The following is a 20,526-nucleotide window of genomic DNA, read 5'->3' as shown; positions in this document are numbered from 1 at the left end:
CCGGCGACCGTGAGCCGACTGATGTTGCAGCTCTGTGCTGCCGAGGACATCTAAAATTCGGCGAGCCTCAGATGGACAGAGAAATTCCTGTCCATCACATCTTTGTGTCGCCGCACGACGTCCAGGACGCTATTCTTAAAGTATCAAGTGCTGTTGAAGGCAGCAGAGTGTTGAAAGAGGCTGCGATTTAGACTGCTTTCCAGCATGACTGCCCCTGCACCCCGTTTGCCCCGGCCCTGGCTGGCCACTGTTCTCGCCCTGCTGTTCGGTTCCTGGGGGGCGCTGTACACCAGCGGCGTCCTCGCGGTCCTGATCTTCCTGATGTATCTGGCACTGCTGGCCATGGTGGGTGTCTCACCGACGACGAGCATCCTGATCGTGGCGCTGGTGTCCGGCGCCGGCGCGTGGGCGTGGGTGAGGCTGTCGCTGGGAGAGCGGCTGCCCCCAGCGCTGCGCCGGTTTGACCGTCTCTCACTGCGTCAGGCCCTGCTGCTGGGAGCCGTGATGGTGGTGGCGCTGATGCTATTTACCCGCACAGCGTTCACGGTGTTGAATTACGGCGGCTACTCGATGGCGCCGACACTGCTCTCCGGGGATCAGGTCTCGGTGGTGGTGGCTCCGGCGCTGCGGGGCGAAGTGCGCCGCGGCGACCTGGTCAGCTTTCGCTCTCCCTGGAAGAACGGGCCAAGGTCCACCATCGTCTCGCGGGTGGCGGGCGTGGCTGGAGACCGGGTGGAGGTCCGCAAAGGTGTCCTGCTGGTCAACGGCAAGGTTGCGGACATCCCAGCCGCGTTCTCGGCGCTGCGCGCAGCGGGCTGCGTGGACGAAGAACTCTTTTTGAATAACCTGGCGGTGGTGGATCAGTCCCAGACGGACCCGTCTGCCGATCTCGTGGTTGAGGACGCGGTGCTGCTGGCACCGACTCCAGTGCCTGCCGGCTCGGTGGCCGTGATCTCGGACAACCGCTCAGATCTGTTTATGGATTCGCGGAGCTTCGGCTTTTTGCCGCTCTCATCCATCAACGGCAAGCTGGTGGCGCCCCGTCCTGATTACGCGGGAATGCGCCCAGAGGACTGCCTACCACCGACGGAGCGGAGGCGCTGAGCGGCAAGCTGAGGTCGCCGCGTTCAGGGTGAGCGGCAACGTCAGGGATGTCGAGCGCATCGAAGGCTGTGAGGTCTTCTAGGTCACCTGATTTTTCCAAGACGGCGAGCGCACCGTCTCACGTCGGCCAGCTTTGAGTTTCAACTGAAAAAGTGTTTTACCAGGGCAACTGGGCGTCAGATTAATTTCTAGAGTCTCGCGCAAAGCTGCAAGATGATGCGTGGACCCGCTCTAAATAAACATATAACTTGCATGAAAGAGTCACTTCACGCGCGACAAAGAATTAAGGTGTTTGAGGAGAAAGCTGTGCCTGGACGATGGAAATGGGACAGGGAATGGACGCGGCTTAACATTCTGAGCAAGAGTCTTGCGTGAAATGTAGAACTGGATCATCAGGGAGGCAGATCCCCAACCCGCGCTCAACGTCAAACTCGAAGGTCCATTTTCTTGCTGTCGATCCCAGACCAGAACTGAGGCACAGGTTGTACGCGCGCTTCCCTCGTGGTTTGTCACGACCTGCGTGTGGGGGTGACGCGACTCGCTCGGCGTCCCAGACTGCTTTTGAGACGTCTCGCAACCGCCTGGACACATCTACGGCAGGTGAGCGGGCCGATAACCTGAGGTTCTCCAGTGTAGAGCTGCGGTCCACGGCCACATAGCGCCGCACCATCCGAGAGGCGCACCAGGTGCGTCGCGCCGCCGGGCGCGAGTTGAAAAGCGTGCGGCTCGCTGAGGTGGTGGCGGGCAGCGATCTCGGCGCAGGCGTGCTTGAAGGGGAGTTCTTGCAGGTCGGCGTGCTGCGGTGCTGCGCGGTGACGCAGTGCAGCGGGAGACTGGGGTGCGGCCATCAGGAAACTGTAGTGCAGCGGCGCATGAACGAACCCATGTAGTCCTGATTCTAGCCCGGGGAGATAGGGGGGCGCCAGCCACCGCCCCAAGCTCTCGCAGACTCAGTGCGCCGAGCTGGTCCTCAGCGTGCAGAAAAAGCGCTACATCATGGCGCAGGCCTCCCGCCCTTTTAAGGCCCATCCGGCCACCGTGAGCCGACTGATGGCTCAGTTCCGCGCCGCCGGAGACATTTAACATCGGGTGAGCCTCGGAGCCGACTTCCTGCGCTGCCCCGTGCCAGCGGACCCGTCAGAGTTTCTGGGCAACGCCCACCGTTTCCACCATGAGTCTCACCGCCAGACAGGTTGGGAGCCGCACTGCTTTCGCCCCCGTCGTGGCGCCCAGCCCCAGCAGACGCCGCTCGTGGGTCCACAGCGTGCTCTGGCCGTAGTGCTTCCAGGAACCCAGACCGCCCATGACGCTTCCCCTTGAATATTGCGTTGACTGCCATTGACAGCCACCCATCTCGAGCAAGCGCGTGAATACGGGGGTGACCTGTAGAGACTCAGAAATGACCGGCAACTTGGAAACGCGAGATCAAGGGCAGTTTACGCGACCTGGAGGGCGTTTAAGTCTCTTCACACGCGAGAGGTCGTAGGTTCAAGTCCTATACCGCCCACCAATTAAGACCCGCCTAGCGCGGGTTTTTTCATTTCTCTAAAACGCTCCACGGTGCCGCATGCGTAACCGCTCAATCTGACCGGACCAAATCCGAAAGGTTCAGCGCCCACCTTGGTCGCTCATACAGGTTCCGGGCGTGGAGTGAACGAACCGGAGCTTTCCCGGTTTGTTAACGACACAGACGGAATCCGTATGAGCTTTGGAGGGCGGTGAGGTGTCTGCAGGCTCTGCTGCGATGGTTCCCGGCGGGCGGCGAGGTGGTGTCGCCAGCCCGCTTCATCCCGGCGGCGGCGTCCGGTCTGATCATTTCCATTGGTGAGTGGGTGCTGGACACCGCCTGCGTTCAGCTCGCCGTCTGGCGTCAGGCCGCATCAGGGCCGTTTGAAGCAGTGATCCGGTTCCAGCACGTGGCCAGCATCAAGGGGCAGTTGATGTGTTTGGTTCCATGCGGCAGAATGCCTGTCAGACTGGACACCAGACCATGACTCTCCCCCCCACCCCTGATCCTGCCCTGGCTGTCACCGACCTGCGGGCCATCATCGAAAGCAGCGCCGACTGTATCAAGGTCCTTGATCTGGACGCCCGTCTTCTTTCCATGAATGCCGGCGGCATGGACACCATGGAGATCACGGATTTCAGCGTGTGCCACAACCTGCTCTGGCCCTCATTCTGGGAAGGCGAGGCCCGCGTGCAGGTCGAGCAGGCCCTGGACGCCGCGCGCGCCGGGCAGACCACCACCTTTGAAGGCCCGGCCAGAACGTTCGCCGGCACCCCGAAGTGGTGGGAAGTGCGGGTGTCGCCGCTGCGCGGTCCAGACGGCTCTGTCACCCGGCTACTGGCCAGCAGCCGGGACATCACCGCCCGCAAGCGGACTGAACAGCAACTCCTGGAGGCCCAGCACCAGCTCAGGAATTATGCCCAGGCCCTGGAAGTCCGTGTGGGACAGCATGAGCGTGCCCTGGAAGCCTTTGTCCGGTTCACCACACAGGTGGCCAGCAGCACCGATCTGAACGAAATCGCCACGGCGGCCAGCGACATCATCCGTGACGCTGTCGGCGGCGCCATCAGCGGCTTTTATCTGGTGAAGGGCAACATGGCCTATCCGGTGCTGTTTTCCAGCAACACGCCCCCGGAGGTGATGGCGGCCCGGCAGGCCGGGATCACTCTGACCTCGCCCCTGGTGGCCGACGCCCTGGCACGGCGCGGGACGTCCTTTGTTGGTGGGGAAGACGGACGCTCGCAATCAGTGGGCTACGCCAGCGCGCTGAGCATCACGGCCTACCACTCCGGGGACCAGCCCTACGCCCTGTTCGCCACCGGGTCCCAGTGTCCCGAATGGACGGCGCAGGAGCAGGCGATCATTGAGTCGGTGGGCCGGGGCCTTGGCCTGGCGCTGGAGCGGGCGGCGCAGACCCAGGAACTGACCCGGCAGCGGGACGCTCTCGCCATCCGCACCCATGAACTCATGGCCGCCAACGAGGAACTCGACGCTTTTACCTACTCCGCCTCGCACGACCTGCGCACCCCGATCCGGCATGTGATGGGCTTCGCCGATCTGGCCCGCACCGCACTGGTCAGGAACCAGCCGGAGAAGATCAGCCACAACCTGGACATCATCCAGCAGGGGGCCATGCGGATGAACGGGCTGATTGACGGGATGCTGATGCTGTCGCGGGCCGGGCGGCAGGACTTCCATCCCCGGATGGTTCCCCTGGAACCGTTGATCGTGCAGGCGCAGCAGGACGCCCAGCTCGAATTCCCGGAGCAGGTGATCGATGTCCAGTTTCAGGGGGCCGTGATCGTGTGGGGGGACGCCACGCTGATTCAGCAGGTGCTGACGAACCTGATCAGCAACGCCGTCAAATACTCTACTGGGCAGGACGTCTCCAGGGTCACGGTGCAGGTCGGCGAGACGGAGACCGAATGGACGATCACGGTGCAGGACAACGGAGTGGGCTTTAATCCCGAGTACGGCGGCAAACTGTTCGGGATCTTTCAGCGCCTTCACACGCAGGCAGCTTTCCCTGGGATCGGGGTGGGGCTGGCGACGGTGCGGCGGATCGCACTGAAACATGGCGGCCGGGTGTTCGCGGATGGCGTGGTGGATCAGGGGGCCACCTTTGGCGTGGCCCTGCCCAAACCAGTCGTGTAGTCCGCGAACCGGGACCTCGCTGATCGAACAGGGCTGGCTGGTCCGCGAGTGGGACTGTTACTGCGCCACGTTCCGCTGGGGTTTGAAACGAGGACGATAACTCCACGCCCGAAATCCGTTTTCCTCTTTCTCGCTATCGTCATGAACAGATGCCCATGACTGGTACAGCTCGAAGAGAGGACGCTCTTCCTCTTCTGCGAAGCTTTTCAAGTCTGCTGGCGCAGCTCTGCGAGTCCCGCTCGGATTTCACCGTTTTTGCAAACGATTCAATCGGAGGCCGTATCAGTGCATTCCGAATGCTTTTCCGCGCGGTTCGGCGGTCAGCTCAGGGCGGCTGGAATCCTGAAGGACCTCGTGAATCTCCAGCTTGTTGGGACCGCTGAAGGCTTCCTTGGGTAGCGAGCCGCTACGGGCGTGACCCTGCACAAAGGCGTCGGAACTGGTCCACGCCTCAAAGGCTGCGCGGCTTTCCCAGAGGGTCAGCACCACGTAGGGATCGCCTGGATTGACCGGGCGCAGCACCTGATTGCTGACGAAGCCGGGCATCTCGTCTACCAGCCGGGCGCGGTCCAGAAAGCGGGCTTCAAACTGATCGGCGTATTCGGGGTTGACGGCAATGCGGTTCATGACGGTGATCATCGGCGGTTCCTCCAGAGGGTGGGGTGCGGAAAGACAGGCTAAGGCTTACCAGTACAGGCTAGCGAAAGTGGGGCGAACCGAATGAGAGTGGGAGAAGGGCACCCGGTCATCCCCCGCCCGGCACCCCCGCTTTCTCAAACGTTCGCATCTCGCGCAGGGTGGCTGCCGCCGCCAGAAGCAATGGCGCAGCCAGCACGCCCCCCGTGCCCTCGCCCAGGCGTAGGCCCAGTCTGAACATCGGCTTTAACTCCAGGGCCGAGAGCTGCGCCGCATGACCGATCTCCGCGCACTCGCCTGCCGGGAACAGGAAGTTGCGCAGGGCCGGGTCCAGGGCTACGCCCACCAGCGCTGCTGAACCTTCCACGAAGCCGTCCAGCACCACTGCACGGCGCAGTGCGGCGGCCTGAAGCATCATGCCCAGCATGGCGGCGATTTCAAAGCCGCCGAATTCGGCCAGCACATTCAGGGGATCGGTGGTATCAGTGCGGGCCAGCGCCTCACGCACCGCCGAGAGCTTACGGGCCAGCGTCATGTCATCCACACCTGTACCCCGGCCCGTTACCTCTGACGCATCCATGTTCAGCAATCGGGCGGTCAATGCGGCGGCGGGCGTGGTGTTGCCGATGCCCATCTCGCCAGGAACGATCAGGTCCGCGCCGTTTTCTATGGCCTGCCTTGCTAGCGCGGCTCCAGCCAGGATCAGCGTCTCGGTCTCCTCGCGGGTCATGGCGGCTTCAAGGCGTAGATCACGGGTGCCGCGCCGCACCGATGCACAGATCAGGGCCGGATGGTCCGGCAATTCGGCATTCACCCCGGCGTCCATCACATAGACCCGCGCGCCCATCGTACGGGCAATGGCGTTGACGGCGGCTCCCCCCGGCCCGTCGGGTGTATCGGCCAGGAAGTTGGCCACCATCGCGGGCGTCACTTCGGGCGGGTAGGCGCTGACCCCGCTGGCGGCCACACCATGATCCCCGGCGGCTACCAGAACAGCCACGCCGCGTGGATGGGGTTTCTCGCTGCCGAAGACGCCTGCCAGCCGCACCCCCAGTTCCTCCAGATCGCCCAGCGCCCCGGCGGGTTTGGTCAGTTGGGCCTGACGCGCACGGGCGCGGGACATGGCATCGGCATCGGCGGGCTGGATGGACCCGATCAGGGCTATTAATTCAGGGTGCATGGAACTCCTTGGAGGGTTTGAGTTGTAGTGGCAGCCCGCTCACGAGGAAGATTGCCTCGTCGCTGGCGGCGGCGCAGCGCTGGTTGACCCAGCCCAGCAGGTCGCGGTAACGGCGTGCCAGGGCGTTGTCCGGCACGATGCCCAGGCCCACCTCGTTGGTCACCAGCACGGTCAGGCCGGGGCGGGTGTGGGCGGCGCTCAGCAGTGCATCCGTCGCTTCCAGCATGGCCTCATCGGTCCAGTCCAGAAGCAGCATGTTGCTGACCCACAGGCTCAGGCAGTCCAGCAAAACGGTGGGCGTTGCGGCGTCTTGCATAGCTTGCGGCACGTCCAGCGGTTCTTCCACCGTCGTCCAATGTGCCGGACGGTCCGCGCGGTGACGCCCAATGCGTTCCGTCATCTCGGCGTCAAAAGCCTGGGCGGTGGCGAGGTAGGTCACAGCCCCCCCGGACGCGGCGGCGCGGGCCTCGGCAAAGCTGCTCTTGCCGCTGCGTGCGCCGCCGGTCACGTACAGGATCACAGCAATCCCCGCACGAACTCCCAGTCCAGACTGGCGCGAACCTGGGTGGAGATGGCGTCCAGACGGGCGTCCAGGCTATCCAGCCCAGCGGGTGAGGCCAGACCCGCCCAGCCCAGGAAGCGTTCAAGATAGGCTGGATTTTCCAGCAGGCCATGCAAGTAGGTGCCGCGCACGTTGCCCGCACGCCACAGCAGTTCCGGCGCGAGTTCCTGAACGCCTGGGCCGGATTGCGTCCGCCCGTGGTGAATCTCGTAACCGCTCAGGGTCAGGCCGGTTTCGGCGTCGGTCATGGTAGTCAGGCGGGTGGTCTTGTCTGCGGCGAGGGTGGTGGACAGGTCCAGCAGGCCCAGGCCGTGAGCCTCCCCGCCGCCTTCCACCCGGTGTGGGTCACTCAGGGTCTGGCCCAGCATTTGCAGGCCGCCGCAGATGCCCAGCACGGGAACGCCCGCGTGGGCGGCCCGCGTGACCGCCGCCGCCAGCCCGGAGGCCCGCAGCCAGTTCAGATCGGCGGCGGTGCTTTTGCTGCCGGGCAGGATGATGGCCCGCGCGCCATCCAGCTCGGCAGGGGTGGTGACCCAGTGGGCCAGTGGCCCCAGCGGCGCGAACTCGTCCAGATTGGACACGCGCGGCAGGCGGGCGATGGCGACGAAGCCCTCCTCCTCACCCACAGCCTGTTTCTCGGTCCAGAACCCGTCCTCCTCGGGCAGCGGAATATCCAGCATGGGAACCACGCCCACCGTCGGCACCCCGGTCTGTTCCTCCAGCCATTCGGGGGCGGGCGACAGCAGCCGCGCGTCGCCCCGGAAGCGGTTGAGAATGAAGCCCTTCATCAGCGCGCGTTCCTCCAGCGTCAGACAATGCCACGTTCCCAGCAGGTGCGCGAAGGCTCCGCCCCGGTCAATGTCGGCGGCCAGCAATACGGCAGCCTGCGCTTCTCGCGCCACACGCATATTCACGATGTCCGATTCGCGCAGATTGACCTCGGCGGGACTGCCCGCACCCTCAATGACCACCACGTCATATTGGTCCAGCAGACTGTGCAGGGCCTTTTGAACGTGGGGCCACAGGTGCGGTTTGCGCTCCCGCCAACCCAGCGCGGTCAGTTCGGGACTGGCGCGGCCCAGCAGCACCACCTGCGAGCGGGTGTCGGCTTCCGGCTTGAGCAGCACGGGATTCATCCGTACGTCGGGCACCACCCGCGCCGCCTGTGCCTGCACCAGTTGGGCGCGGCCCATTTCCAGGCCCGCCGGGGTCACACCCGCGTTGTTGCTCATGTTCTGGGCCTTGAAGGGGGCCACGCGCACGCCCTCGTTGGCCAGGATGCGGCACAGCGCCGCCGTCAGGTAGCTCTTGCCAGCGCTGCTGGTGCAGCCTTGAATCATGATGGCTTTACCCATAAACGTCCTCCAGAACAGCTTTGAGCGCTTGGATGAGCCGCACATTCTCCTGCGGTCTGCGGGTGGAAATGCGGATGCGGTCAGGCAGGCCGTAGCTGGCGCAATCGCGCACCCGAATGCGGAGGTTCAGTAACCCTGCTGCCACGGCTGCCGCATTTCCCACTTCCAGCACCATGTATGGCGTGCCGTGACGCTCTACTGGGCCGAGAAAGCGCAAGGCAGTTGCCAGTGCCTCCGCTTCCTGTCGCACGCGCGGCAGGGTTTGCTCCAGAAAGTCTCCAGCTTCCGGCAATGCGGCCAGGACTACCGCCGTTCCCGCCGGGACATGCCACGCGGGTGCGAGGTTGTCCAGCCGGGCAACAACTTCCGGCGCGCCCAGAGCGTAGGCGGGACGTGCGCCCACCAGCCCATGTGCCTTGCCGGGCGATAGCAGGCGAATCACGGACGCGGTGCGCGGGACGCTGGATGTGGGCAGAAACGGCGCATACGCCTCGTCCACGATCAGCAGGGCATCGGCAGACTGACAGGCGGCGGCGAGGGCTTGCAACTGCTGTTCTGAATGTCGGTGACCAGTGGGGTTGTGCGGATGGCCGATATAGACCAGCGATACGCCGGGCTGAATCTTGTTGAGGATGGTTTCGGGTGTGGTGACACTCACTTCTGCCCGGTTCAACGCGGCGGCGCGGGCCAGTTCTCCGAAAGGAGCGCGAACGCTGAGCAGAGTGCCACCAGTCGGTAGAAATGCCCGGACGATGCGGTGCAGCAGATCGGACGCGCCCACCGCCAGCGCGACTTCTGAAGGGGAGACGCCATGCCAGTCGGCCAGTCGCTCACGCACCGCGCGGTAAGTCGGGTCTGGATAATGGGCGTGATCGGCTTCCCGCAGTGCCTGCACCAGCGCCGGATTGGGGCCGTAAGGATCGGCATTCACGCTGAAATCCAGACCTGTGAAGGCTGCGGAAGTGGGTCCACCGTGAGGGATGCGGGGCAGCAGGGGCGGCAGCTCAGGCATCGTTCCTCCAGAGTGACAGCTTCCAGGGCAGCAGCAAAAAGAGCGTCGCCAGCGCAAAGGTTCGGCGGGCCAGCTTCAGGGCGCGGGGCAGGTCTGCCGCTTCTGTCACGCGCCCCCCAGCATTGAGGACGTACACGCCGCGCTTGTCCAGCCGGACGCCCAGCGCTCCGGCGAAGGCGCTCATGGGATGTCCGGCATTGGGACTGGTGGTGTTGCGGCGGTCACGCGCCCACACGCCCAGGCCGCGCCCACCAGAGGCCAGCAAAGTACACAGCGCGGTCAGGCGGGCCGGGGCCAAATTCAGGATGTCGTCGGCGTGGGCAGCTACCTTTCCGGCGTATTCCAGCTCCGGGGTGCGGTAGCCCCACATGGCGTCGGCGGTGTTGGCATAGCGATAAATCGCGGCCAGCGGCAACCCGCCCATGCGAAAGCACAGCAGCGGCGCAACCACGCTGTCCGACAGGTTTTCCGCCAGACTTTCTATGGCCGCGCCCGCCACCTCGGACGCCGTCAATTCGGATGTCTCCCGGCTGATCAGATGCCAGGAGAGGAGTCGTCTTGCTTCTGGCAGATCGCCCGCAATTAGGGCGGCATGAACTTCATCCACCGCCGCGAACAGCGCCCGCCGCGCCAGCAACAGCTTCAGGAGGATGCCCTGTGTCACCCAGCCGCCCGGTAGACGTTGTGCCAATTCCCCGACTCCCGCCGAGGCCACTGCGCCCAGCGCCCACCATCCAGCCCCTTCGCGCAGTTGCTCATCAGGCGTTTCTGCCCTCCAACACCTCCGCGCCGCTTTTAGATAATTCCCCATCCAGACCACCGGATGAAATGGCGCGGGTGGCTCGCCCAGCAAATCAAGGGCGAGGGCTAGCAGCATGGATTTTTGCCTGCTGCTCACGCTTCAGCCGCGATTAACGCAGGATTGGAGCTTGAGCAAACCCGGTGATGTGCGCGTCCAGCGTGACCAGCCGCAATCCATCTTCTAGCGCCTGTGCCACCAGCATCCGGTCGAAGGGATCGCGGTGCGTCCACTCCAGCGCCCCCGCGCGGATGGCGTGCGCGGGCGAGATGTCCAGCATGTCGGCCCCCAGCCGGGCGGCAACGGCGGGAAAGTCGGCCAGCAGGGGGGCGGCTTCGGGCAGGCGTCCCAGCGCATGTTTGATGGACATTTCCCAGGCATTTACAGCGCTCAGAACCATCTGATTCTGCGAGTCGCTGAGCTGTACCTGAAGAGAGGAGGGAATGAGTTCGGGCTTGAGCGTGATCCACAGCAGAATGTGAGTATCCAGCAGCAGCCTCACTCCCAGTCCGCCAGTTCCTCGGCGTTGAGGGGCCGCATGGCCTCGTCCTCAAAGTTCTCGCCCAGTTCCACTGTCCCGGCCAGAAAGCCGAACTCGCGTGTTCTGGCCGGGGCCAGTGGCACCAGCCGCGCGTAAGGCTTACCCGCCTTGGCAAGAATAATTTCCTCGCCCAAGTGGGCGCGCTCCACCAGACGCGAAAGCTGGGTCTTTGCAGCATGGATATTGACGACTTCAGGCATGGACCAAGTCTAGTCCAGTCCAGAGGCCAGCGGGTCAACGCCGCCGCCCTCAATACTCAATCCCGGTTTGCGCCCCGATGCCCGCCGCATAGGCGTGCTTGACGGGATTGATCTCGCTCACGGTATCGGCCAGTTCCACCAGTTCGGGCAGGGCGTCGCGTCCGGTGATGACGATGTGCATCCTGGGATCGCGGGCTTTCAGCACGGCTTCCACCTCCGGCCAGGGCACCCAGCCGAATTTGAGGGGATAGGTGAACTCGTCCAGCACGATTAGATCGTGTTCGCCCGCCTCAATCGCGGCCCGTGCCAGTGCCCAGCCGTGCGCGGCCATCTCCGCCGAGTTGTCCAGATCGCGCGAACGCCATGTAAAGCCGTCGCCCAGGCCCTCGTAGGGCAGGCCCAGCGCGTCCATCGTGCGGTGTTCGCCAAATTTGGCGTTCTCGTGCTTGAGAAACTGGAACATCCGTGTGGTCAGCCCGCGCCCGTGCGCCCGCATCATCAGGCCCAGTGCGGCGGTGGTCTTGCCCTTGCCGTTGCCAGTGTTGACGATCAGCAGACCGCGCCGCCCCTTGGTAATCCCCTCGGCCTTTTTATAGTTGTCGCGGTCCGCCTGCAACTCGCGCATGGCGGCCTCGCGGCGGGCGGCGGTGGCCCTGTCCATGTCGGTCACTTCAGGGCCTCGGGGTGGATGTACTTGATCAGGGCGCGCAGGGCGGCGGGCAGGCGCGGGCCAGGGCGCGAGATGGCGTCACCTTCCTCGGGGGTGGGGTTAAAAATTTTGCCGCTCTGCACCGCTTTCAAGTTTGCCCAGCCCGGACGTTTGGCCGCTTCCGCCGGGGTCAGACCGATCATGATCTGCGGATTGGCCTTCACGATCAGTTCGGGGTCAAGCTTGGGAAAGTCGCCCAGCGCGGCGGGCACGATGGTTTGCCCCCCGGCCCGACTGATCAACGCCCCGATAAACGAGTTGGGGCCGACGCTGTACGGCGTGGGATCAATCTCGTAGTAGGTGCTGACTCTGGGCAGCTTCGCCACGCTGGCCTGGAGGGTGTTCAGCTCGGTTCGCATGCTGGTAATCAGGTTCAGTGCGCCCGTCTCGCGGTTGGTCATCTTGCCCAGCACGGCAATTTTTTCAAAGACCTCGTTGTAGGTCTGGGCAGTGCCGCCGTACACGGTCAGACCTGCCGCCGCTAGCTTCTCGGTCAGGCGTGAGCCGGAGGACTCGTCGGCCAGCACCAGATCGGGCTTGAGGGCCACGATGGCTTCCAGATCAGGCTGGAAACCGCTCCCCACCTTTGGCAGTTTGTCGGTGATGGCCTTCGGGTAATTGCTGTACACGTCAATGGCGATCAGCTTGTCGCCTGCGCCGATGGCGATCAGCGTCTCGGTGTGGCTGGGCAACATGGCGATAATCCGTTTCGGCTCGCTGTTCAGCGTGACCTTACGGCCCAGATCGTCGGTGACGGTCAGGGGGTAGGCGGTGGCGGCGGCGCTGGATAGCAGGACAAGGGTGGACAGAACAATGAACTGGCGCATGTGAAACTCCGGCTGGCGTAAGTGTGGCAGCGGAAGCGGGCGACGCAGCAAAGAAAAAGCCCGCTCCAGCCGGGGGCCAGAGCGGAAGCGCGCGTGGGCAGGCCACGGGAAATTCGGCACTCGGAATGCGGCCCTCTGACGGCGAGAGGTGCTGACTTAAACAACAGTCAGTGTCCCTGAGAGGCATTCGGGCTTCACCACAGCTTGTGGCATACCGTTGCGCGACAGCGCCGGAATCTCACCGGACTTCCCCTTCCTCAGGTGCGCGCAGGTTAGCAGAGCGGGACGGTGAAGAGGCGGGGTTGCCTTGTCTTCAGTTGCCCCGTGGCTGCCGCAATTCCCGCAGCCACCAGTGCCCTTCCGCCCGCCGGAGAACCGCCACCCCGCCCGGTGCGATCTCGGCAGCGCGAAGGCCCACGCACAGGCGTAGCGCGGCCAGCAGCGGCCCGGCGTGGGTGAAGGCGATCACGTCGCCGTCTTGCGGGAGTTGGGTCAGCCAGTTCTGAATGCGGGCGTGGAAGGCGCGGCCCGTTTCGCCTCCTGGCGGGCCAGTCTCGCCTTCAGGATCACTCAGTCCGTCAATCCAGCCGCGTGGTGTGTCGCCAAATTGCGCCTCCAATTCGGCCCAGGTCTGCCCGGCTATCACGCCAAACGCCGCTTCGGCAAGTGCAGGAGCCGCGATGACATGGGAAAATCCGGCCAATTCTGCCGTTTCTCTGGTTCTCAGACTGGGCGAAGCGTGGGCGGTAGCGTGTAGTGGCAATTTCAACCCGGCAGCGACTGCGCGGCCCTCTGGCGAGAGCGGCGCGTCCTCGTCCGCGTGCGGGTAGCGGCGCTGGGCGTTCGGTGCGGTGGCTGCATGGCGCACCAGATACAGCGTGAGGGTCACCCTCTGCCCCAGGCAAAGGCACACAGCGCGGCCAGTTCCGCCGTGACCACGATCATGCCGTAGATGTCCCCGCTGAGGCCGCCGCCCAGCCGCCGCGCACTGAAGGCGGCCACCCCTAGACAGGCCGCCAATGCCGCAACCCACGCGATCCACGCTCCGGGAAATAGCAGCGTGGGCGCGGCCAGAAACAGCGCCACGCCCCAGCGCCCCTCGCGCGAGCGTGCGCCCAGGGATTCCTGACGGGCCGCCGGGTACAGATTCATGGGCAGCAGAAGCAAAGTACGTGCAGAGACAGCGGCCACTAGTGGCGCGTACCACGGGATAGGCGCGGCCAGCAGGCTCCACAGCGTCAGTAAGGCCAGCACGCCCACTGCCAGCCCAAAGGCCCCCACATGCAGGTCACGTAGGATTTCCAGACGCTGGGCCGGAGTCTTGACCGCGAACAGGGCGTCGGCGCTGTCCACCAGCCCATCAAAGTGCAGCATCCCGGTGATCGCCAGCCACGCGCCCACCGCCAGCGCGGCCACCACGCCACCGGGCAACGGCAGCTCCAGCCACAGCAGCAGCGATACCAACCCGCCCACCGCGTAGCCCGCCAGCGGGTAGTACGCACTGGCCCGAGCAAAGTCGCCGTCCCGCACTTCTTGAATGTGCGGCAGCGGCAGGATGGTCAGAAAGGTCAGGGCTAGATGGGCGGCGCGCAACTGGGAGAATAGACCGCGTTCTCTCACCCTGACCACCGCCCCATTCCGCGTGGAAAACCGGATTGCATAACGTTCAGGCTAGCGCGTCTGCCTGTGGTGATCGGTGCAACATTGAACTCCTGCCAGCTTCAGGTCTAAACCGTGCTGGCAGGAGTTCAGTTCTCCTTATATTGTCGTTTTCCCGTGTCTGGCGCTATTGCAGTTTCGCCGTCACTTCTACCTGCCGCCGCGCCTGATGGCGGATGCTGGCCTTGTCGGCGTTGCTCAGGCCCTCGCCCGTGGCCGACACACTTGCGCCGTAGGGGTTGCCGCCCGAGGCGAAGATCACCGGATCGGTGTAACCAGGCGGCACCAGGATCGCGCCCCAGTGCATTGCCGTGATGTACAGCGTCTGCAAGGTGGTTTCCTGGCCGCCGTTGGGGTTCTGGGCGCTGGTCATGGCGCTGAAGGTCTTGTCGGCCAGCTTGCCGGTTCCCCACAACCCGCCCAGCGTGTCGATAAAGGCGCGGATCTGGCTGGCCGCCCCGCCGAATCGGGTGGGCGAGCTGATCAGGATGGCGTTGGCCCATTCCAGATCGTCGGGAGAGGCGACTGCCACGTCGGCGCTACGTTCCTGCTGGGCCTTCCAGGCGTCTTGGGTGTCAATGACCGCTTGTGGAGCGGTTTCCTGCGCCTTCAGCACGCGCACCTCGGCCCCGGCGGCGCGGGCAGCCCCGGCGGCCTCGTTCGCCATCGCATGGTTGGTGCCGTAGGTGCTGTAGTAGATGATCGCCAGTTTGACTGCTTTGGATTCTGTTCCGCTTGGGTTTGTCATGCTGCGAGTTTACACCAGTTCTCCGAACGGTTCAACATTAAAGGAATGAATGAAGGAGGGGAGGGGCGTGGACTGTTCACACAGCGTTCACATTCCCTCCCCGCGCGCTTCATGCACCCGGACTTACCTTCTGTTTCAAGGAACGGGATGCACCGCGCAGCCCGCCAACTCAGAACGACAGCACACCTACAGGAGAGCCACAAATGGACGTCATCATCAACAACCCCGCACCACAAACCGCCTACACCCCCATGATTCAAAGCCCCGCCGGGTACGGTCCAGGCTATGGCCCCGGCTACGGCTACCACGATCACGGCGGCCCCGGCTTTCTGTTTCCGCTGCTGCTGATCGGCGGCCTCGTTTTCCTGCGGGCGCGTGGCAAGCGCCGCCGCTGGGCCAAAAGGCAGCACATGCAGCGCCTAAACATGGCCGGTGGCCCGGTACCCACCCCGCCCCAGCAGGACGACTGGAACCTGCGCGAGGACCCGCGTGAGGACATGCGCGACATGTTCCGCCGGGGCCGCGAGAAGTTCTTCAGCGACGGCGCGCTGGGCATTGCCCGCGAACGGTATGCGAAGGGCGAGATCAACGCCGACGAGTACGAGAATCTGCGCCGGAATCTGGGCGGCGAGGGCGAGAGCAGAGGGCCAGATTTGAGCAAGCCCGCAACGAAGACTGATTCCGGCAACGACGGTCTGAAGCTCTGATTCACAGCCAGAGGCGGCGAGGGGTTAACCTTCTGCCGCCTTTTCTGGTGGGGGCGAAGGTTTGCGCTCTTGCCCTCTTGGAAGGCAAGCTTTGAATTGCCACCCAGACAACGTTTCTGGCGCTTCTTGGCTCCCTTTGAGGAGAGCCGACTGCGATGCAGACTGAGGGGTTTTCGTGGGAGCGTCCCATTTCTCTCTCCGCTTTCCCACCCTTCACAATAGAACCCAGCCAAAGGAGGCCGCACGCGCATGACCACCATCCTGATCGTGGAAGACGAGGCCCGGCTGGGCGACATTCTGGAAGAGTATCTGCGCCGCGAGGGCTACGCCACTGAACGCGCCATGACCGGCCCGCGTGCGCTGGAGCTGTGGCGTGCGGCCCGGCCCGCCCTGATGCTGCTGGACCTGATGCTGCCCGGTCTGGACGGTCTGGAGGTGGCCCGCCGGGTGCGTGCCGAGTCGGCCCTGCCGATCATCATGCTCACCGCCCGCGATGAGGAGGTGGACCGACTGGTGGGCCTGGGCATCGGCGCGGACGATTACGTGGTCAAGCCCTACAGCCCGCGTGAGGTGGTGGCCCGCGTGAAGGCGGTGTTGCGCCGTGCTGGGGGCGAAGCCAGCTCTGTCGGAGGCTTTGGTGTGCAAACCCTGTACCACGTCGGGCCACTCAGCGTGGATACGGCGGCGTTTGAAGTCCGGCTGGACGGTCAACCGCTGGACGTGACGGTGGCCGAAGTTCGCCTGCTGGCGGCGCTGGCCCGCGAGCCGGGGGTGGTCCGCAACCGCGCCGAACTGCTGTCTGCGCTGGGCGGCCTGGAACGCGGTACCGACGAGCGCGCGGTGGACGCCCACGTCAAGAATCTGCGCCGCAAGCTGGGCGTGCGCGAGGGGCTGCTGGATACCGTGCGCGGCGTGGGCTACCGTCTGCGCGCCGATGCATGAAAGAAGCAGCCGCGTGAAGGAGACGATCAAAACTCAGTCTGAATCTGGGGACACGTTTGGGGACAAGTTCAGAGGCCGTCCACCACAACGCTGGAAGCGTCAAAAGCGTTCCAGACGCCGCACTGGTCTGCGCGCCCGCCTGACCCGTATGTTCGCGTTGGTGGCGGTGCTGGCAGTGGTCATCACGTCGTTCGGCACGGTCAATTCGGCGTTCCGGGTGATCGAGCAGCTCAATCCCGAACTGAATCTCGGTTCGTTGCGGGACGGTGGCTGGGATGCTGACCCGTCCGCTGTCCTGACCCCCCAGCAGCAGTTGGCGCGCGACGCCGGGCGGCAGATCATCGGCAGCGCGGTGCGTTCGGCGCTGTTCAGTGCGCTGCTGGCGGTAATCGTGGCCGGACTGGTCACGCGGCAACTGACGCGTCCGCTGGCCCGGCTGGTGGACGGAGCGGGCCGCCTGCAAGCTGGAGCGCGCGACGTGCAATTGCCGCTGCCCCGCAGAAAGGACGAACTGCGTGACCTGACGGGCGCGTTCAATGAGCTGACCACCGCCCTGGCCCGTCAGGAAGCGTGGCGGCGTGGGCTGATGGCCGATATTGCCCACGATCTGCGAACACCGCTGGCTGTGCTGCGCTCCGAGATCGAGGCCATGCAGGACGGTGTGCAGCCCACCGACGCGGCGGCCCTAGTCCGGCTACACGGCGAGGTGCTGCTGCTGGCCCGTCTGGTGACCGATCTGCGTCTGCTGTCGCTGGCCGAGAGCGGCGCGATCAGCCTGTCACCCACAGCGCTGGACGGGGGAGAGGTTCTGCGTGCCCTGGCCGACGCCTACGCCCTGCGTGCGGCAGAGGCGGGCGTACGACTCAGCGTGGATGCGCCCGCTGCCGTTCCGCTCGTGGCTGACCCGGACCGCTTGCGCCAGACCCTCCAGAACATTCTGGACAATGCCCTGCGTTACGCCGCCCCTGGCCCGGTGGAGCTGTCGGCTCACCTGGACGGAACCGCAACGGTGCTGACCGTCCGCGATCACGGCCCCGGTTTTCGGCCCGATGACCTGTCGCGCGCCTTCGAGCGCTTTTACCGCGCCGATGCCAGCCGCACCCGTGATCCCGGTGGACGCGCCAGCAGCGGTCTGGGTCTGGCGATTGCCCGCGCGCTGACCGAGGCGCAGGGCGGCGTCATCACGGCCCGCAACCATCCGGGGGGCGGCGCGGAGTTCGTGCTAGTGTTCCCACTTGCTCTGCTCCCCCTTGCTCTGGCCCCGCATTCCCTAGGCCAGACTGCTTAACTCACTCCTCTTAATCATGTGGGGAAAGCAACAGTTGGCAATTCAAAATGGTTTCATGCTCTTAAGCATGATGGTGAACCCTTGAGCAGTCTTGACCCGCCCCGGCCCGCCTGCGCCCCGTCGCCCGACAGCTCCAGTCCCGCCGACCGCCTGACCGCATGTATGCGCCAGCTCCACCGGCTGGTTTCAGACCGGATGATGGGCAGCCTGCAAAGCGAACTCCAGGACGAGGACGTGAGTTTTACCCAGATGACGGCGTTGTATAAAGTCCGGGCCTTTGCGCCCATCAGCGTGACCGCGCTGGCCGAGATGCTGGGTGTCAGCTTGCCCGCCACCAGTCAACTGATCCAGGAGCTGGTACGCCGCGCCCTGATGGAACGGCGCGAAAACCCGCAGGACCGCCGCGAGAAGCTGCTGGCCCTGAGCGAAAAGGGCCAGCAGTTTCTGAGCGCCAAGGAAAAAATCATGATCGGCGCGTATAGCGAATTGTTCCAGCACGTTCGTCCTGAAACGCTCAGCAACGCCTCGGACGCCATTAACGCCCTGTTGACCGAGGCCCGGCAGCCTGCTTCTCCACCTTTTCCCGCCTCCATTCCCAAGGAACGACTATGACCCAAGCCTCACCACCCGCCGGCGGCCCCCGCCCCGAAGACCGCATCAATTACGCCGAAGTGTTGCCGCAGCAGACCAAGATCCTGATCCTGATCGGCACGCTGCTCGGCCTGTTTCTGTCCGCGCTGGACCAGACCATCGTGGCCACCTCGTTGCCGCGCATCGTGGCCGATCTGGACGGCCTGAACCTGTACGCCTGGGTCACCACCGCCTACCTGCTGGCCGGTACGGCGATGGTGCCCATCTACGGCAAACTCTCGGACATTTACGGACGCAAGCCGGTGCTGATGTTCGGCATCGTGGTGTTTCTGATCGGCTCGATGCTGTGCGGCATGGCCGGTGAGCCGTTCTTTGGCAACCTGTTCGGCGGCGGCATGATGCAACTGATCGCGTTCCGGGGCCTTCAGGGCTTCGGGGCGGCGGCGCTGACCTCGGTGGCGTTTGCCATCATCGCCGATATCTTCGCGCCCGCCGAACGCGGCAAGTACCAGGGTCTGTTCGGGGCCGTTTTCGGCATCTCCAGCGTGATCGGGCCACTTCTGGGCGGCTTCCTGACCGACAACATCTCGTGGCGCTGGGTCTTCTACGTCAATCTGCCCATTGGATTGATCGCGCTGGCCTTCATCTTCGCCAAGATGCCCACCCTCGCCAGCGGCCTGAAACCCAAGATCGATTATGTCGGTGCAGTGCTGGTACTGACTTTCTCGGTACCGCTGCTGCTGGCGCTGACCCTGGGCGCAGACGCCGCCTACGGCTGGACGAATCCCACGGTGCTGGCACTGTTCGCGGGCGCAGTGGTCTCGCTGATCGCCTTCCTGTTTGTGGAATCCCGGCATGAAAGCCCGATTCTGCCTCTGACCCTGTTCAAGAACCCCACCTTTGCGTGGGGCGTCACCGCCCGCTTTTTCCTGGGGGCGGCGTTCCTGGGGGCGATCCTGTTTCTGAGCCTGTATCTGGTCAACGTGCAGGGCGTCAGCGCCACCAAGGCGGGCACGGCCACCATTCCGCTGACCGTGGGCCTGATCATCGGCTCGGTGGTCAGCGGGCAACTGGCCTCGCGCCTGGGCCAGTACAAGAACCTGATCCTGATCGGCCTGTTGATGATGACCGGCGGCTTTTACCTGCTGTCCACCTTGAACGCCGATACGCCCTACAACCGGGTCATCTTCTACATGGTAATCCTGGGCCTGGGCATCGGCCCCGCGCTGCCGCTGTTCACCCTGGCGATCCAGAATGCCGTCCAGCGCTGGGAAATCGGCGTGGCGACCGCCAGCGGGCAGTTCTTCCAGCAGATGGGCAGCACCATCGGCACTGCCGTCTTCGGCGCAGTGCTGACCAGCACCCTGGCCACCCAGGTTCCGGCGCAGTTCCGCGCCGCCGAGGCCGGGCAGCCGCCTGCCGTGGTGGCGCAGCTTGAGAACGCTGCCAAACAGGCCACCAATTCCGGCAATGCGCGCGGCGGCGGGGAAGCTCCCACCTTCGACAGCATTCAGGCCAAGATCACCTCCGGCTTCGCCACCACCTTTGGCAGCGTGGAGACGGCGGTGCAGGGCGGCGACCTGAGCGCGCTGACCCAGGATCCCAATCTGCCCGCAGAACTGCGCAGCGGCCTGGGCAACATTCCTGCCGCCGCCCTCCAGTCTGACCAGGGCAAGGCGGGCGTGCTGGCCCAGATCAAGACGCAACTGGACAGCGCCCAGACAGCAGCCATCACGGATGCCAGGAAAGTTTTTGACCTGTCGGGCCGGGCCTTCAAGGTGGCCTTTGCCAACACCATCAGCCGCATCTACCTGATCAGCATTTTCATCGCACTGCTGGCGTTCCTCTGCACGCTGCCCATGCCCAACCTGCGTCTGCCCAAGAAGGGCGAGGGCCAGGGTGGCCAGCAGGGCGAGAAGCGCAGCGGTCTGGCCTCGATGGAAGGCTAAACGCAGTTCGGTCTAGCAGCGCTTTGACGGAGGGGAGGCGGGCTATAGCGGCCCTG

The 20,526-nt window shown here is 64.6% G+C and carries 22 protein-coding genes, 1 tRNA gene and 1 riboswitch; of the genes, 9 read left to right on the top strand and 14 right to left on the bottom strand.

Annotated elements, in window-relative coordinates:
- The first annotated feature begins 204 nt into the window (after positions 1 to 204).
- On the top strand, positions 205 to 1,104 hold the full coding sequence (gene lepB / locus DAAJ005_RS11495; protein ID WP_151847220.1) for a signal peptidase I: 900 nt from the start codon (positions 205 to 207) through the stop codon (positions 1,102 to 1,104).
- Between the two features lie 1,137 nt (positions 1,105 to 2,241).
- Here lepB and DAAJ005_RS18955 read toward each other — a convergent pair.
- Positions 2,242 to 2,409, bottom strand: coding sequence for a hypothetical protein (locus DAAJ005_RS18955; RefSeq protein ID WP_192930739.1), 168 nt, complete (start codon positions 2,407 to 2,409; stop codon positions 2,242 to 2,244).
- A gap of 124 nt (positions 2,410 to 2,533) precedes the next feature.
- On the opposite strand from DAAJ005_RS18955, the gene DAAJ005_RS11485 reads away from it, so the two are divergent.
- The 3 genes from DAAJ005_RS11485 to DAAJ005_RS11475 all read left to right on the top strand — a co-directional run bounded on the left by DAAJ005_RS11485 (position 2,534) and on the right by DAAJ005_RS11475 (position 4,765).
- Positions 2,534 to 2,614: transfer RNA gene (locus DAAJ005_RS11485), tRNA-OTHER, on the top strand.
- 208 nt (positions 2,615 to 2,822) lie between these two features.
- On the top strand, positions 2,823 to 3,098 hold the full coding sequence (locus DAAJ005_RS19435) for an EAL domain-containing protein (protein WP_151847218.1): 276 nt from the start codon (positions 2,823 to 2,825) through the stop codon (positions 3,096 to 3,098).
- Positions 3,095 to 4,765: an ATP-binding protein gene (locus DAAJ005_RS11475; RefSeq protein WP_151847217.1), complete on the top strand. Its 1,671-nt coding sequence runs from the start codon at positions 3,095 to 3,097 to the stop codon at positions 4,763 to 4,765. Before DAAJ005_RS19435 ends, DAAJ005_RS11475 begins: the two co-directional genes overlap by 4 nt.
- A gap of 282 nt (positions 4,766 to 5,047) precedes the next feature.
- Here DAAJ005_RS11475 and DAAJ005_RS11470 read toward each other — a convergent pair whose 3' ends face one another.
- From DAAJ005_RS11470 to wrbA, 13 genes are all read right to left on the bottom strand, one after another.
- A complete protein-coding gene (locus tag DAAJ005_RS11470; RefSeq protein ID WP_151847216.1) occupies positions 5,048 to 5,404 on the bottom strand; it encodes an antibiotic biosynthesis monooxygenase in 357 nt (118 codons plus the stop codon).
- Between the two features lie 106 nt (positions 5,405 to 5,510).
- Complete coding sequence (cobT, locus tag DAAJ005_RS11465) at positions 5,511 to 6,581, bottom strand: nicotinate-nucleotide--dimethylbenzimidazole phosphoribosyltransferase (protein WP_151847215.1); 1,071 nt, start codon at positions 6,579 to 6,581, stop codon at positions 5,511 to 5,513.
- Positions 6,571 to 7,101 (bottom strand): bifunctional adenosylcobinamide kinase/adenosylcobinamide-phosphate guanylyltransferase, encoded by a 531-nt coding sequence (gene cobU, locus DAAJ005_RS11460; protein ID WP_370519705.1) that lies wholly within the window; start codon positions 7,099 to 7,101, stop codon positions 6,571 to 6,573. Before cobU ends, cobT begins: the two co-directional genes overlap by 11 nt.
- Positions 7,098 to 8,498 carry a cobyric acid synthase gene (locus DAAJ005_RS11455; protein WP_151847213.1) on the bottom strand — a complete coding sequence of 467 codons (1,401 nt, stop codon included), beginning with the start codon at positions 8,496 to 8,498 and terminating at the stop codon, positions 7,098 to 7,100. The genes cobU and DAAJ005_RS11455 overlap by 4 nt, the downstream gene beginning before the upstream one ends.
- The gene (locus DAAJ005_RS11450) at positions 8,491 to 9,510 is read right to left on the bottom strand and encodes a histidinol-phosphate transaminase (protein ID WP_151847212.1); all 1,020 of its coding nucleotides are present in this window, start codon (positions 9,508 to 9,510) and stop codon (positions 8,491 to 8,493) included. The genes DAAJ005_RS11455 and DAAJ005_RS11450 overlap by 8 nt, the downstream gene beginning before the upstream one ends.
- Positions 9,503 to 10,387, bottom strand: a complete 885-nt coding sequence (gene cbiB, locus DAAJ005_RS11445; protein WP_151847211.1) for an adenosylcobinamide-phosphate synthase CbiB — start codon at positions 10,385 to 10,387, stop codon at positions 9,503 to 9,505. The genes DAAJ005_RS11450 and cbiB overlap by 8 nt, the downstream gene beginning before the upstream one ends.
- A gap of 34 nt (positions 10,388 to 10,421) precedes the next feature.
- Positions 10,422 to 10,811, bottom strand: coding sequence for a type II toxin-antitoxin system VapC family toxin (locus tag DAAJ005_RS11440; protein ID WP_192930738.1), 390 nt, complete (start codon positions 10,809 to 10,811; stop codon positions 10,422 to 10,424).
- The gene (locus DAAJ005_RS11435) at positions 10,808 to 11,050 is read right to left on the bottom strand and encodes a type II toxin-antitoxin system Phd/YefM family antitoxin (RefSeq protein WP_151847209.1); all 243 of its coding nucleotides are present in this window, start codon (positions 11,048 to 11,050) and stop codon (positions 10,808 to 10,810) included. Before DAAJ005_RS11435 ends, DAAJ005_RS11440 begins: the two co-directional genes overlap by 4 nt.
- Positions 11,051 to 11,099: 49 nt before the next feature.
- Positions 11,100 to 11,711 carry a cob(I)yrinic acid a,c-diamide adenosyltransferase gene (gene cobO, locus DAAJ005_RS11430; protein WP_151848533.1) on the bottom strand — a complete coding sequence of 204 codons (612 nt, stop codon included), beginning with the start codon at positions 11,709 to 11,711 and terminating at the stop codon, positions 11,100 to 11,102.
- Between the two features lie 5 nt (positions 11,712 to 11,716).
- The gene (locus DAAJ005_RS11425) at positions 11,717 to 12,586 is read right to left on the bottom strand and encodes an ABC transporter substrate-binding protein (protein WP_151847208.1); all 870 of its coding nucleotides are present in this window, start codon (positions 12,584 to 12,586) and stop codon (positions 11,717 to 11,719) included.
- A gap of 160 nt (positions 12,587 to 12,746) precedes the next feature.
- A riboswitch (cobalamin riboswitch) is annotated at positions 12,747 to 12,873 on the bottom strand.
- Positions 12,874 to 12,899: 26 nt separating this feature from the next.
- Complete coding sequence (locus tag DAAJ005_RS11420; RefSeq protein WP_226342399.1) at positions 12,900 to 13,475, bottom strand: histidine phosphatase family protein; 576 nt, start codon at positions 13,473 to 13,475, stop codon at positions 12,900 to 12,902.
- Positions 13,472 to 14,179 (bottom strand): adenosylcobinamide-GDP ribazoletransferase, encoded by a 708-nt coding sequence (locus DAAJ005_RS11415; RefSeq protein WP_226342398.1) that lies wholly within the window; start codon positions 14,177 to 14,179, stop codon positions 13,472 to 13,474. Before DAAJ005_RS11415 ends, DAAJ005_RS11420 begins: the two co-directional genes overlap by 4 nt.
- 193 nt (positions 14,180 to 14,372) lie before the next feature.
- On the bottom strand, positions 14,373 to 14,993 hold the full coding sequence (wrbA, locus tag DAAJ005_RS11410) for an NAD(P)H:quinone oxidoreductase (RefSeq protein ID WP_151847207.1): 621 nt from the start codon (positions 14,991 to 14,993) through the stop codon (positions 14,373 to 14,375).
- 203 nt (positions 14,994 to 15,196) lie between these two features.
- Here wrbA and DAAJ005_RS11405 point away from each other — a divergent pair, with 203 nt between their 5' ends.
- From DAAJ005_RS11405 to DAAJ005_RS11385, 5 genes are all read left to right on the top strand, one after another.
- Positions 15,197 to 15,700, top strand: coding sequence for a hypothetical protein (locus DAAJ005_RS11405; RefSeq protein WP_151847206.1), 504 nt, complete (start codon positions 15,197 to 15,199; stop codon positions 15,698 to 15,700).
- 249 nt (positions 15,701 to 15,949) lie between these two features.
- Complete coding sequence (locus DAAJ005_RS11400) at positions 15,950 to 16,642, top strand: response regulator (protein ID WP_151847205.1); 693 nt, start codon at positions 15,950 to 15,952, stop codon at positions 16,640 to 16,642.
- 148 nt (positions 16,643 to 16,790) lie between these two features.
- Positions 16,791 to 17,930: an ATP-binding protein gene (locus DAAJ005_RS11395; protein WP_226342397.1), complete on the top strand. Its 1,140-nt coding sequence runs from the start codon at positions 16,791 to 16,793 to the stop codon at positions 17,928 to 17,930.
- Between the two features lie 81 nt (positions 17,931 to 18,011).
- Positions 18,012 to 18,542, top strand: coding sequence for a MarR family winged helix-turn-helix transcriptional regulator (locus tag DAAJ005_RS11390; protein ID WP_226342396.1), 531 nt, complete (start codon positions 18,012 to 18,014; stop codon positions 18,540 to 18,542).
- Complete coding sequence (locus tag DAAJ005_RS11385; protein WP_151847203.1) at positions 18,539 to 20,470, top strand: MDR family MFS transporter; 1,932 nt, start codon at positions 18,539 to 18,541, stop codon at positions 20,468 to 20,470. The genes DAAJ005_RS11390 and DAAJ005_RS11385 overlap by 4 nt, the downstream gene beginning before the upstream one ends.
- Positions 20,471 to 20,526 lie beyond the last annotated feature (56 nt).

Source organism: Deinococcus sp. AJ005, assembly GCF_009017495.1.
Classification (GTDB): domain Bacteria; phylum Deinococcota; class Deinococci; order Deinococcales; family Deinococcaceae; genus Deinococcus.
This window is presented reverse-complemented; position numbering and strand designations above follow the sequence as displayed.

Bases quoted from the DNA above. Each gene is read 5' to 3' on its own strand.
- DAAJ005_RS11385 (WP_151847203.1), top strand. From the start codon at position 18,539: ATGACCCAAGCCTCACCACCCGCCGGCGGCCCCCGCCCCGAAGACCGC.
- wrbA (WP_151847207.1), bottom strand. From the start codon at position 14,993: ATGACAAACCCAAGCGGAACAGAATCCAAAGCAGTCAAACTGGCGATC.
- DAAJ005_RS11450 (WP_151847212.1), bottom strand. From the start codon at position 9,510: ATGCCTGAGCTGCCGCCCCTGCTGCCCCGCATCCCTCACGGTGGACCC.
- DAAJ005_RS11435 (WP_151847209.1), bottom strand. From the start codon at position 11,050: ATGCCTGAAGTCGTCAATATCCATGCTGCAAAGACCCAGCTTTCGCGT.
- DAAJ005_RS11395 (WP_226342397.1), top strand. From the start codon at position 16,791: ATGTTCGCGTTGGTGGCGGTGCTGGCAGTGGTCATCACGTCGTTCGGC.
- DAAJ005_RS11475 (WP_151847217.1), top strand. From the start codon at position 3,095: ATGACTCTCCCCCCCACCCCTGATCCTGCCCTGGCTGTCACCGACCTG.
- lepB (WP_151847220.1), top strand. From the start codon at position 205: ATGACTGCCCCTGCACCCCGTTTGCCCCGGCCCTGGCTGGCCACTGTT.
- DAAJ005_RS11455 (WP_151847213.1), bottom strand. From the start codon at position 8,498: ATGGGTAAAGCCATCATGATTCAAGGCTGCACCAGCAGCGCTGGCAAG.
- cobT (WP_151847215.1), bottom strand. From the start codon at position 6,581: ATGCACCCTGAATTAATAGCCCTGATCGGGTCCATCCAGCCCGCCGAT.
- DAAJ005_RS11400 (WP_151847205.1), top strand. From the start codon at position 15,950: ATGACCACCATCCTGATCGTGGAAGACGAGGCCCGGCTGGGCGACATT.
- cobO (WP_151848533.1), bottom strand. From the start codon at position 11,711: ATGGACAGGGCCACCGCCGCCCGCCGCGAGGCCGCCATGCGCGAGTTG.
- cbiB (WP_151847211.1), bottom strand. From the start codon at position 10,387: ATGCTGCTAGCCCTCGCCCTTGATTTGCTGGGCGAGCCACCCGCGCCA.
- DAAJ005_RS11405 (WP_151847206.1), top strand. From the start codon at position 15,197: ATGGACGTCATCATCAACAACCCCGCACCACAAACCGCCTACACCCCC.
- DAAJ005_RS18955 (WP_192930739.1), bottom strand. From the start codon at position 2,409: ATGGGCGGTCTGGGTTCCTGGAAGCACTACGGCCAGAGCACGCTGTGG.
- DAAJ005_RS11425 (WP_151847208.1), bottom strand. From the start codon at position 12,586: ATGCGCCAGTTCATTGTTCTGTCCACCCTTGTCCTGCTATCCAGCGCC.
- DAAJ005_RS11470 (WP_151847216.1), bottom strand. From the start codon at position 5,404: ATGATCACCGTCATGAACCGCATTGCCGTCAACCCCGAATACGCCGAT.